Genomic DNA, 13,207 nt, shown 5'->3' on the forward strand with positions numbered 1-13,207 from the left:
ATAGCCCAAGGTTTCAACCTTGGGTTATGTTTTAGATTCTTTGAGAAAGAGTTTTTTTTTTAATCTCGAAAAGTCGCTAAACCTTCATTCTAAAAACTTAAAACAAATAAACTTTGCGTCTTAGCGACTTTGCGAGCAATTTTGAATGTATTAATGGAAATTGAAAATTAGATATAAAACAAAGATTGTCAATCCTAATAAACCAAATAACACTTTTACTTTCTTACTAGTCTTAGGAATATCAGTTTCATCTGAAACATTAACTTCAGGATTTCTATCTACTAAAGAAATAATAACTGCAGCAATTAAAAGCACAGCAAAAATGTAAAACGAAATCAATAAAAAGTGAGGCCAGACTGGATATTTATCGGCTGGGAAAATCCATAAATATAAAACCCCAACAAATAAACTAAAAGCAGAACCCCAAGAAAGCGTTGCATTTACGGCTTTTTTAGTAGTGCGTTTCCAGAAAACACTCAAAAGGAAAACAACAGATAACGAAGGCGCCAAGAAACCTAAAACCGCCTGAAAGATATTGAATAAATTCTGTCCTTTGATATTGTCAATTGCAACGGCAATCAAAATTGCAAATACACAACCTGCTGCAATCGTTAAACGTCCAATTCTAATTTGATCTTTAATAGTCGCTGTCGGGTTGATTTTCTTTACATAAATATCATTTGTGAAAACGGTGCTCAAAGCATTCAGCGAAGAACCAATTGTTCCCACCAAAACCGCTATCATTACGCAGATTACCAAACCATTCATTCCGCTTGGAAAAAGGTTCGTTACCATCGTCATATAAGCTAAATCTGAGTTGCTTCCTAATTCCGGATATAAAGCATAGCACAAAATTCCAGGTAAAATAAATAACGGAAGCGCCATTACTTTCAACCATCCAATAAAGTTTACTCCAAGTTGTCCCTGTTCTAGGTTTTTCGCTCCCAGAACGCTCTGCACCATCGATTGATCGGTACAGAAAAAAGCAACTGCAGCAACTGGATATCCTAATAAAATAGCTGGCCACGGATAACTTGCGTCATCAGAAGGACGAACTAAATTCCAAAAATTTGATGGCGTTTTTGCTGCTAAAGCTTCGATTCCGCCTACTTTCTGCAATCCTAAATACGAAAGGGTTAATGAAACTACAATCAACAGAATCATCTGAAAAACGTTGACTTTAGCAATCGCTTTTAATCCTCCTGCAAAAGTGAAAATTCCTGAGAAAATCACTAAAACGGTAACGCTCTGCCACATCGGAATTCCCAGAATCTGACGCACTAAAACGCCTCCGCTGAACAATCCTAAAGACAACCAGCTTACCAAGATTTTTACCAAAGCATACCAAGCCAAAATGTTTTGGGTGCTGTCGCCATAGCGTTTTCCCATATATTCAGGCATGGTGCTTACTTTACTCGCAATATAACGTGGTGCAAAAACCATCGCCAAAAGCAGTAAAAAAACAAAGGCGTACCATTCGAAATTTCCTGCTACAATTCCCGTTGCGTAACCAATACTCGCAAAGGCTAATAAAGAAGACGGACCAACATTGGTTCCCCACATATTAAACCCGATGCTGTACCAGTTTAATGAATTTCCAGCCAAAAAAAGCGTTTCGTCTTTCTTTCTCTGCTTGACACTTACCACATAACCAATGATTAATAATGCGACTAAATAACCCGCCACAATTACAAAATCAAGTGTCGTTAATTTATCGTAGATACTGTTCATAGCCCGTATTCGTTAAGAATATCGGCAATTTTAACCGGCATTCCAGTTTGCAAAGATTTGTCCATTGCTTGTAATAAAGCTACGGTTCCAATTCCTTCTTCCATGTTTGGATAGGCTTCGAAATTCTGTTCGATACTGTCTACAAAATATTCTAAATAATTCTGATATTCTCCGCCGTGATGACTTTGCCCTTCAAAACGGAAATAATACTTTAAAGTGCTATCTCCCCAAGTAACCACTTTTTCCTCACCAGTTTTATCGGTAACCGCATAACGCAATTCGTGATAATCAGCTTGGCTTGCTCCTTCTGTTGCTCTTAAAATGGTACTCATTCCGCTATCGCGTTGCGCTGGCTGCGTTGGTGAAGTATAAACACCGCTTACACGTGCAATTCTACCGTCAGTTGCTTTGAAGATAAAATGCATCGTATCTTCATTTTTCAATCCAGCTGATTGTCCGTTAGCGCTGATCATTCCGTAACCCATTACTTCCTGAATATTTGGAAGATACCATCTGATGAAATCTACAGGATGGCTCAAACCTCCGTACAACCATTTAAATGACTGTAATAAAGACCATTCTTTCTTTAAAAACCATCTGTGATCGGCATGATATTGCGCTTCAATTGTAATTAAATCTCCAATTAATCCTGCTTCGTAATCGGCTCTTTGTCTTTTGGCTGGTTCGAAGAAACGGGAACTTTGTCCAATGAAAACCTTTTTTCCTGTTGATTTACTTAATTCTAATAATTCTTTAGCATCAGATAAATCATCAATAAACGGTTTTGTACAAACGACATGTTTTCCACTTAATAACGCTTGTTTTACGTGTTGTGCGTGTAAATAATCTGGCGTATAAATCGCGATAATATCAATTGATGCGTCGTTTAATAAATCATCGTAATTGGTTGTGTACGAATGAAAATCGAATTCTTTTGCTCTCTGATTACAGATTTCTTCGTTTCTGTCGCACACTTTTACAAGTTCTAATTTTGAACTCTCCAAAGCCGCCGACATTGTGCTTCGTCCCTCTCCAAGTCCCAGAATGGCTATTTTTAACATGGTTGTTATTTTAGGTTTTTGATAGTTTTTTTCCGCCACGAATTCACGAATTTTCTTTTTTAAATCTTTGCGCTTATTTTTTCGAATAATTCGAATTAATATTCCGTTTAGATTGTAAAAAAATAATTCGTGAATTCGTGGCTATCTTTTTTATTTCGTTTCTACTTTGTTTAAGAAAATCCAAGTCTCGTCTGGTTTTGTGCCATCGATGCCACTTTGGTATTTTTTCATTAAAGCATTCCAATCGTCTACACGAGGATTATTTTGTGTTGTTTTCGGATTCAGCTTATCCAGATTTTCACCTTTCGGAATACTGATTACCAAGATTAATTGTCTGTCTTTTTTGAAAACCTGCAATTGCTGGAAATCGGCATTACAGAAACCTTTTGCTACTTCTGGCCATTTTTCAAATTGCGTTTTATGATACTCTACATATTCTTTCTGCAGTTTTTCATCAGCAGGAAGATTCGCTGTTAAAACCACATTTTCCCAATCTGATGCTGGTTTAGAATCTTTACATCTCTCGAAGTTTTGGAAATCGTAAACCAGATCTTCATAGATTTTAATTTCTAAAGAAGGAAAAGCGCCCGCCAGTTTTCGTTTTGTTCTTTCCGGCTGATTCATTTTTCCGTAAATAACCAAATGATTTTTCCATTGGTACAATTCCTGACCCACGATTCTAAATCCTGTCAAAGTCGATTTGATTTTTTCGATATCAAAATCAGAACCTATTAATTCGATTACATACGGTTTTGGCATTTCCTGCAATCCCCATTTTTCATCGATTACAACTTCTTTTTCTAAATCTTTGTAAGGCGCTCTAATTCCCGCAGCATCTTTAATTTTAGTACTTACATAAGGATCATTGTGTTCCCAAATATTTCCTTTTGGACCATTATGGTTTTTAAGGATTTTCTTTTCGGCAATCCAGTTGTTTTTAATCGTAAAACCTTCAGAACCTTCATCAGTATACAAATACAACCATAAAAACGGATCATGAGCGTACGGACTGTTGTAAACTTTATCAATATAGTTTTCTTCAATACGGCTTCCTGGTTGTGCAGAAAGCGTGTAGATTCCTGCTACATCGTGTAAATGTTTCGCGTAATGATGAATTTTATTTCCTAGAATTTTGTTGTTCTGCATCACGTTTGGCGTGTGCGTCCAACCCCAGCCCATTGCCATTCCAGAGTACGATACATCTGAAATTTCGTTATGTTCGATCGTAATATTTCGAACGAAACCAGCACTGATTCCCAAAGTTCCCCAATCTTCATTGGTTACGTTTGTGATTAAGTTATCAGCAATTACTTCATCAGAACACATTTCTCTCTCATCTTTTATGATTAAAGGCAAATGCGCTTCAAAAGCTTCTTCGGAGAAAATGCCGACATTGATGGCACTTCCGCCAATATCTTTAAATAAATTTCCTTTTACGGTATTGTGATTTGTTCCTTTATTTAAATCCAAACCAGTCGAAGCCAAATGCTCAAAACGGCAAGATTCAAACTGAATATTATTCGAATAATTGACTTCAACTGCTGCACGAGGTCTTCCAACCCAAGCTTGATTTTCTAAATTTGCCTGATTTGGAGTTCCAGGCTGTTTCAATTTATAAGCGTCTAACAAATACAAACCAGACTGTAACGGCACATGACCTTGCTGCGAAGGACGAAGCCAGTTACTGTATTGAAATGAAATTCCTTTAAATCTAAAATGATGCACAGGAGAATCGATTGTTCCTTTTACTTCAACTAAATTTTCTAAAACCGGAGCTGTAACCGTTACCGAATTAATCTCTTCACCAGCTCTTGGAATGTAATAGATTTTGGCATTTTTCTTGTCTAAATACCATTCTCCTGGTTCGTTTAAAAGTGAAAAAGCATTGTTTAAGAAGTAAGCAGAATTTCCGTTGTTTTTAGAAATCCATGGTGCAGGCCACGGATGCTCACTTTGAATACGGCTTTCTGGTTCTTCAAATGAAAGTTTCGCACTGTCTTTTTGTACTTCAATATTTTTGATACGCAAGTTGGCATTTGACCACCATTGTACAATAAACATTTCCATTCCCGGTTCGAATTTAACCGATTTATCTTTAAACGGAATCCAACAAGTTTGCTCTTCGTGATTCCATGATAGAATACGCTCCATTGTAGTTCCTTCAGTATTTTTAGCTCGTACGGCTTTTTTACCATTTACCCACAATTGTCTGTAATCGATAATGCTTCCTGCTTTTTTCGGAGCATCGGCGACCCAAACCGAACCTTTTTTAAGCCCGTTGATAACAGTTGTCGATTTTGACCAGTTTTTGATTTCGATTCCACCACTAATAATTGGTTTTGCATTTGCATCAGCTTCAATTGTGGTTGGACTTTCTGCTGTTCCGGAATCTTCAGGTCTTACAAATAAAGGTTCGTTTAAGTAATACGTTCCGTTCATGACAATGATACGAATCCCGTCTTTTACTGATGAATCTTTTAAACGACGAAGTTCTCTGGCTTTTCGCATCGCCATGTGAACCGTTGCCAGCGGACTTTCTTTTGTTCCTGAGTTTTTGTCGTTCCCTTTCGGGGAAACCCAAATTTCAGCCGCATTTGCCGAAATTGCAAATACCATTAAAAAAACAATCAGTAATTTGTTGAAAGGAATTAGTCGCATTATTCTATTTTTTACTTTTTATGTATTAAAATTATCAGTTAACAAATTTAAATCCCTTTAAATTTTACATCTTAAATTATTTTAACACTTAAATTAAATATTTGGCACAATTTAATTGAACATAAAAAACTACGCATCCTGTACCTTCCTGTATCATGAGCCAACATCATATTTTATTGGCATTTACCCAAAATTCAGCAACAAATAATAATCTAAATTTGATATTTAAAAAAGATCAAATTCATAAAATATCTGTCATAAACTAATGAAAATTGTCATTTCATAATATTTTTTTAATAGATTTGTGTAATCGATTACATTTAACTATTTCAAATTATAAATGAATAATTTTATTTATTGAATAAAAATTTCGCTGATAAAAAATTGAATTAACAGTAAATCGATTTCTCAAAAAAGACTTTTAACTATAATACAATACGAATGAAAACTAACCGAATTAACCATTTATGTGTCGCCCTCACATGTTTTGCTTTAAGTTTTAATACTACTATTGCGCAAAAATCTGCTGATACGTATAAAAACATTGAATTTAAAATGTCTGAAGTCCAAGAGCCAATTATTCCGCAAAACAGTGTGAATATAAAAGACTTTGGAGCAATAAATGGAGGTTATGTTTTAAACACAAAAGCTTTTGCAGATGCGATTGATGCGCTTTCTAAAAAAGGTGGAGGAAAACTAATTATTCCTCCAGGAATTTGGCTTACAGGACCGATTATTTTAAAAAGCAATATCGAACTTTATGCAGAAACTGGCGCTTTGATTAAATTTTCTACTGACAAATCTTTATATCCAATCATCGAAACCAGCTTTGAAGGTTTAAATACTTGGCGATGCATTTCTCCTATTTATGGTAAAAACCTAGAAAACGTAGCTTTTACAGGAAATGGCGTTTGGGATGGTTCTGGCGAAGCTTGGAGACAAGTTAAAAAGAGCAAATTGACAGACGAGCAATGGAAGAAATTTGTAGCTTCTGGGGGAGTTTTAAACGAAAAGAAAGACAGCTGGTATCCTTCTGAACAATATTTAAAAGGTGCAAAAGGCGCAGATCAAAATGTTCGTCCTGATTTGAAAACTAAAGAAGATTTTGAGGCGATTCACGATTTTCTTCGTCCGGTTTTGGTGAGCATTCAAAATAGTAAACGAGTGATGTTTGACGGACCCGTTTTTCAAAATTCTCCTGCTTGGAATATTCATCCTTTATTAATTGAAGATTTAATTGTGAGAAATGTAACCGTTAGAAATCCGTGGTTTTCTCAAAACGGTGACGGACTTGATGTGGAATCTTGTAAAAATGTTGTAATCGAAAATTCAAGTTTTGATGTGGGTGACGATGCGATTTGCATTAAATCTGGAAAAGACAAAGATGGACGCGACAGAGGTGTTCCTTGCGAAAATATTATTGTAAAAAATAATATCGTGTATCACGGTCACGGCGGCGTAACGGTTGGAAGTGAAATGTCTGGCGGTGTGAAAAACCTCCACGTTTCAAACTGTACTTTTATGGGAACTGATGTTGGACTTCGTTTTAAAAGTACACGCGGACGTGGTGGTGTTGTAGAAAACATCTTTATTTCTGACGTTTTTATGACTGATATTCCATCTCAAGCGATTTCTTTTGATTTGTATTATGGAGGAAAATCTATCGCTGAAACGTTAGCAGAAGGCGGAAATACCGTTACAACGAAATTAGTTCCTGTAAACGAAGAAACACCTCAATTTAAAAACATTTCAATCAAAAATATTACGATTAGAGGCGCTCAACAAGCCGTGTTTTTACAAGGTCTTCCTGAAATGAATTTAGAAAATATTGAGATTTCAAACTTGATTGCAAAATCACAAAAAGGCTTTTCAATCATTGATGCTAACGGAATTAAAATCAACAATGCAAAATTAGATATCGAAGCTAAAAACGCATTTGAAATGTACAATGTTCAAAACCTTTCTTTAAAGAGTGTAGAATTTAATCCTGGTTCAGCAAACACCATTACAATTGATGGTGGAGTAACTAAAAATATCGATTTAAGTGGTTTATCTAAAACGACTACGGTTGGAAAAGATGTTCCAAAGAAAGCGGTAAAATTCTAAAATCTTAGTTGATATGTTCAAAGTAAATTCCGCAACGAGTTCTAAATTGCTTTTATCAGCTTTTTGTACGCTTTCATTTGTATGCTCGAATGCGCAATCAAGTGAAATCAGTACAAAACCTTTTACAGACGGCACAAATCATTGGTATTTTATTAAAGATCCGAGCAATATCATAAATCCAGTTCCGAATCAGCCTAAATATGCTGAAACGGATTATACCAAAATCGCCGATAATATTCTGTATTTCCAGCGTGACAATGGCGGATGGCCAAAAAACTATGATATGAAAGCCATTCTGACTCCACAGCAGATTGACAGTGTGGTTAAGACAAAATATATTGAGCATACTACTTTTGATAATGAAACGACTTATACTCACATTCATTATCTGGCACAAGTATATACGCTTACAAAAGATTCGAGACATAAAGATGGCGCTTTAAGAGGAATAAATTTCATTATAAAAGCACAGTACTCAAACGGAGGCTGGCCACAATATTTTCCTTTAGAAAAAGGCTACAGCCGTCATATTACTTTTAATGATGGAGCATATATGGGAATCATGAATCTGTTAAAAAAGATTGTAAATAATGATTCAGAGTATGCTTTTATAGATGCCAAAACCAGAAAAAAAATAACTACAGTCTACCAAAAAGGACTGGATTGTATTTTGAAAATGCAGATTAAGGACAATGGAAAATTAACCGCTTGGTGTCAACAGCACGATGAAATAACACTTGAACCTGCCTGGGCACGCAAATTTGAACCGCCAAGCATCTGTAATGCAGAAAGTGTTGATGTTGTTTTATTTTTAATGGACATTGATAATCCAAATGAAAAGATTATTAATGCGGTGCAAAGCGCTGTAAAATGGTTTCAGGATTCTAAAATATACAACACTAGAATCGAGAGTTTTGAAGCTCCAGAAATGACATCCAAATACAAGAAAATCAAAAATGATGTAAGAGTTGTACACGATACTACTGCACCGCCAATTTGGACTCGCTATTATGAACTTAAAACTCATAGACCTTTGTTCTCTGACCGTGACAGCGAATTTTTATATTCACTAGCAGAAGTAAGCCGTGAAAGAAGAACTGGTTATGCTTGGTACACGGATAAACCTGAAAAAGTTTTAAAGAAATATCCAGCGTGGCAGAAGAAATGGGCACCGGAAAATGATGTTTTGAAATAATCTTTAGTTCAGTCGTTGCGAGTAACGAAGCAATCTCAATAGAGTAATCCGTAATTAATATCACCAATTTTTGTCGATCCTTGCCTGCGATTTCAAACATAACCCGTGGTTTCAACCACGGGAACACAATTCTAGACGTGGTAACATTGCGTCCTCGTGGTTGAAACCACGAGCTATGTTTGACAAGTTTATGAGTAAAATCTTTATCAAAGTTTAAAAACAAAAACAAAAAAAAACGTGAATTAATGATTCACGCTTTTTTTTATAAATGTAAAATTAAATATTAATTATTTAAATTGTAGAACGAATTCGCATTCTCAAACCAAACTTTATTCTGGTCTTCAATTGAAAATCCTGAAATATAATCTTCTAAAATTTTTACCACTTCATTATAATCCGAAGCTACATTAAGAACCGGCCAATCTGATCCGTACATTAATTTATCGATTGAAAAGTTTTCAAAAATTACATCTAAATACGGTTTTAAATCTTCTGGTTTCCAATTTTTCCAGTCGGCTTCGGTAACCATTCCTGAGATTTTACACCAGACATTGTCGTACTTTGCAATTTCTTCAATGCCGCTTTTCCAAGAATAAATAGTTTCTGATTTGATGTTTGGCTTTGCTATATGATCGATTACAAACTTTTGGTTTGGAAAATCTTTTACCAAACTTATAGCTGCCGGCAATTGACGTTCGAAAATCAATATATCGTACGTATAATCAAATGGCTTTAAAGCCGCTATTCCTCTTCTAAAAGCTTCTCCATACATAAAATCATCTGGCTCTCCTTGAACAACATGTCTAAATCCTTTAAGCTTTTTTTGGTCTGAAAAGAAGTCTAAACGTTCTTCGATATTTTCATTTCGTAAATCTACCCAGCCGACAACACCTTTTATGAAATCATTTTTTGAAGCCAAATCCAATAAAAAATGAGTTTCTTCTTCAGACTGACTTGCTTGAACTGCCACACAGCCTTCAAACTGATTAGCTTTTAATAATGGCTGTAAATCTTCAGGAAGAAAATCTCGCTGAATATTTTGCATCGTTTCGTCAATCCAGCTGTCTCGAACGGGATCAAACTTCCAAAAATGCTGATGGGAATCTATTCTTTTACTCATATCTTTTTAATTAACATCGCTGATTAAAGCGCGGTCTAAATGTACGTAACCTCCATCCACAAAAACAAATTGTCCTGTAGTATGTGATGATTTTTCTGAAATGATAAAAAGTGCCGTATCTGCAATTTCCTCTGTTTTGGTCATTCGGCTTTCTAACGGAATACTTTTATTGATTTTATTCAAAACTGTTTCGCCGTCTGGCAATGTTTTAATCCAATCTTCGTAAGCAGGTGTATAACTTTCAGCAATAATAATCGCATTTGAACGGATTCCAAACTGAATCAAATCTACTGCCCATTCTCTCGTTAATCCCAAAACCCCGCCTTTCGCAGCAGCGTAACCTGAAGTGCCGCCCTGCCCTGTTAAAGCTACTTTTGAGCCAATATTTAAGATGTTTCCTTTTGATTCTTTCAAATATGGAAGCGCATATTTAGCCAATAAAAAATAACTTACTACATTCAATTTCAAAGAATTCATAAAATCTTCGTAGCTAGAATCTAATCCTGCACCGTCATTTACACCAACATTATTAATAATAGCATCGATTCTGCCATATTTTGCTGCGATTACTTTTACAGCATTTTCTATTGCCACAGGATCGGTTACGTCAGTTTGTACAAATAAAGAATTAACGCCTCTTTTTTGAAGTCTTTCTACGTATTCGAAACCTCTTGCATTTCTGTCAACCAAAACCGGAATTGCGCCTTCATCTGCTAGTCTGTTAACGATCGTTTCTCCAATACTGCCTTCCTTTCCAGCCGAACCAGAAACAACAACTATTTTATTTTTTAAGTTTAAATCCATTTTTGTGGTTATTAAAGATTTATTTTAAACACATAGAAACATAGTTTTTAAAGATGAATAAAGGCGTTTCACTTGCATTAACACACATAGCTATGTGTTAAGAAACTAGTTTCTTTTTTATTCTCTTTTTATAACACAAAAAATCTATGTTTCTATGTGTTAGAAAAAAACTATTCTATTTCAATTAACGCCTTAATCACATTATTCTTCGGATCAATAAGATTTCCAAAATCAGTAATCATTTCAGAAAAACTCGTCCTGTGTGTAATGTATTTTTTCGGATCGATTTTACCTTCTTTCAGGCATTTCATTACATATTCAAAATCTTCTATCGTCGCATTTCTGCTGCTCATTAAAGTAGATTCTCTTTTGTGGAAATCAGGATGACTGAAACTTAATTCTCCTTTTTGAAGTCCGACCAAAACAAATCTTCCGCCATGTGAAATATAGTTGAAAGCGCTGTTCATTACTTTCTGATTTCCAGTTGCATCGATCACCACATTCGCCATATCGCCGTTTGTCAATTCAGCTAATTTTTGCGCAACATCATCGTTCAACGGATTAATCGTTTCATCTGCATTTAGTTCTGTTTTACAGAAATTCAATCTGTAATCGTTGATATCCATCACAATCACTTTCGCTCCTGCAATTTTAGCAAATTGAATCAAACCAATTCCGATAGGTCCTGCGCCCATAACCAAAACTGCGTCTGTTGACTTAACAGCCGCTCTTCTTACTCCGTGTGCTGCAATTGCCAAAGGTTCAACCAAAGCCAATTCATCGTAATCCAAACCTTGACCGTGCAGTAAATATTGTTCAGGAATTGAAACATATTCGGCCATTCCGCCATCGATATGAACACCAAAAACTTTAATATTTACACAGCAGTTTGTCAAACCATTTCTGCAAGCCACACATTTTCCGCAGTTGAAATACGGAATAAAAGTAACTTTATCTCCGGGTTTAAAACCTGCTGCATTTCCTTTTACATATTCCGCCGCCAATTCGTGTCCCAAAATTCTTGGATATTCAAAGTAAGGCTGAGTTCCTCCAAAAGCATGAATATCAGTTCCGCAGATACCAATTCTTTTTATTTTTAATAAAACTTCGCCTTCTTTTGGTTCTGGAATACTGGTTTCTTTTAAAAGAAATTCCTGCGGTTTTTCGCAAACAATATATTTCATTTTTTATTTCGTTTAAATTTCTAATTAGACGCGGATGATACAGATTCGCTATCGCAAAGACACGGATTTAAACGGATTTTTGATTAATTTTCTTAAATATAAAATCCGTTTAAATCCGCGTTTTTACAAAGTAAATCCGTTTTATCAGCGTCATCATTCGTTAGTACAATAACAGATCGTTATACTACTTTTTATAAGCTACAGCTTTTTGTTTACTTGTCCCTAAACCTTCAATTCCCAATTCTACAACATCTCCTGCTTTAAGATAAATCGGATCTGGTTTGATTCCTAAACCAACTCCCGGAGGCGTTCCTGTACTGATAATATCTCCAGGAAGCAAAGTCATGAACTGGCTTAAATAATGTAATAGATAAGGAATTTTAAAAACTAAATTTAAGGTATTGCTGTCTTGGTATTTTTTGCCATTTACAGTCAGCCACATCTTTAAATTGTCTACATCTGCGATTTCATCTTTGGTTGCCAAAAATGGTCCAAGAGGTGCAAAAGTATCACTTCCTTTTCCTTTCGCCCATTGCCCGCCACGCTCCAATTGAAAAGCTCTTTCGCTGTAATCGTTCAACAAAGCATAACCTGCAACGTAATCTAAAGCTTCCGCTTCTTCTACATAACTTGCTTTTTTGCCTACAATAAAAGCCAATTCTACTTCCCAATCTGTTTTCTCGCTGTTTTTTGGAATAATCAAATCATCATCTGGTCCGCATAAAGAAGTGGTCGATTTGAAGAAAATGATAGGTTCAGTCGGAATCGGCGCGTTTGTTTCTTTGCAATGATCGATATAATTCAAACCAATACAAATAATTTTAGAAGGTCGTGCAACCGGTGATCCCAAACGTACCGAAGTGTCTACTTCTAGCAAAGTCGGATTGCTTTCTAATGCTTTTTGCAGTTTTTCTAATCCGTTTTCCTCAAAGAAACTTTCGTTAAAATCGGTTACAATCGAAGAAACATCATATCTCTTTTCTCCAATTAAAACTCCTGGTTTCTCTTTTCCGATTTCTCCAAAACGTATTAATTTCATAATCGTATATTTTTAATTGTTAGTTTATTTTTTTCTGATGAATGAACTTCATCAAACACTTCTGTTTTATGGGTAAGTCTTCTATTTACCAATTCAATTTTGATAAAAAAGGCCTAGCAAAAACAATAAATGTAAATTTTACAATTACAAAAGTAATTTTTAAAAATTAATATTCGAGATATATTTTATTTTCCATTACTTAAAATGACTAAAGTTTAAATTTTTATAACATTTTTTAGATGGTTTGTAAAAATTATATCACTAAATAAGGATTAACACAAAAAAAATCTGCAATAAACATTGGATTTC

The 13,207-nt window shown here is 35.2% G+C and carries 9 protein-coding genes; 2 read left to right on the plus strand and 7 right to left on the minus strand.

Annotation, left to right across the window (positions count from 1 at the left end; genetic code table 11):
• Positions 1-150: 150 nt before the first annotated feature.
• The 3 genes from M0M44_RS19505 to M0M44_RS19515 all read right to left on the minus strand — a co-directional run bounded on the left by M0M44_RS19505 (position 151) and on the right by M0M44_RS19515 (position 5,450).
• Positions 151-1,731, minus strand: a complete 1,581-nt coding sequence (locus M0M44_RS19505) for a sodium:solute symporter (RefSeq protein WP_248727202.1) — start codon at positions 1,729-1,731, stop codon at positions 151-153.
• A complete protein-coding gene (locus tag M0M44_RS19510; protein WP_248727203.1) occupies positions 1,728-2,792 on the minus strand; it encodes a Gfo/Idh/MocA family protein in 1,065 nt (354 codons plus the stop codon). The genes M0M44_RS19505 and M0M44_RS19510 overlap by 4 nt, the downstream gene beginning before the upstream one ends.
• A 150-nt stretch (positions 2,793-2,942) precedes the next feature.
• On the minus strand, positions 2,943-5,450 hold the full coding sequence (locus tag M0M44_RS19515) for an L-rhamnose mutarotase (protein WP_248727204.1): 2,508 nt from the start codon (positions 5,448-5,450) through the stop codon (positions 2,943-2,945).
• Between the two features lie 441 nt (positions 5,451-5,891).
• On the opposite strand from M0M44_RS19515, the gene M0M44_RS19520 reads away from it, so the two are divergent.
• Entirely contained in the window at positions 5,892-7,556 is a 1,665-nt protein-coding gene (locus tag M0M44_RS19520) for a glycoside hydrolase family 28 protein (RefSeq protein WP_248727205.1), read from the plus strand.
• Between the two features lie 13 nt (positions 7,557-7,569).
• A complete protein-coding gene (gene pelA / locus M0M44_RS19525; protein ID WP_248727206.1) occupies positions 7,570-8,751 on the plus strand; it encodes a pectate lyase in 1,182 nt (393 codons plus the stop codon).
• 283 nt (positions 8,752-9,034) lie between these two features.
• Here pelA and M0M44_RS19530 read toward each other — a convergent pair whose 3' ends face one another.
• The 4 genes from M0M44_RS19530 to M0M44_RS19545 form a co-directional block, all read right to left on the minus strand.
• The gene (locus tag M0M44_RS19530) at positions 9,035-9,871 is read right to left on the minus strand and encodes an amidohydrolase family protein (RefSeq protein ID WP_248727207.1); all 837 of its coding nucleotides are present in this window, start codon (positions 9,869-9,871) and stop codon (positions 9,035-9,037) included.
• Between the two features lie 6 nt (positions 9,872-9,877).
• Positions 9,878-10,675, minus strand: coding sequence for an SDR family oxidoreductase (locus M0M44_RS19535; protein WP_057116106.1), 798 nt, complete (start codon positions 10,673-10,675; stop codon positions 9,878-9,880).
• 170 nt (positions 10,676-10,845) lie between these two features.
• Positions 10,846-11,859 (minus strand): zinc-binding alcohol dehydrogenase family protein, encoded by a 1,014-nt coding sequence (locus tag M0M44_RS19540; protein ID WP_248727208.1) that lies wholly within the window; start codon positions 11,857-11,859, stop codon positions 10,846-10,848.
• A gap of 184 nt (positions 11,860-12,043) precedes the next feature.
• Positions 12,044-12,898 (minus strand): fumarylacetoacetate hydrolase family protein, encoded by an 855-nt coding sequence (locus M0M44_RS19545; RefSeq protein ID WP_248727209.1) that lies wholly within the window; start codon positions 12,896-12,898, stop codon positions 12,044-12,046.
• Between the last annotated feature and the right edge of the window lie 309 nt (positions 12,899-13,207).

It is taken from the genome of Flavobacterium humidisoli (assembly GCF_023272795.1).
Taxonomy (GTDB): Bacteria; Bacteroidota; Bacteroidia; order Flavobacteriales; family Flavobacteriaceae; genus Flavobacterium; species Flavobacterium humidisoli.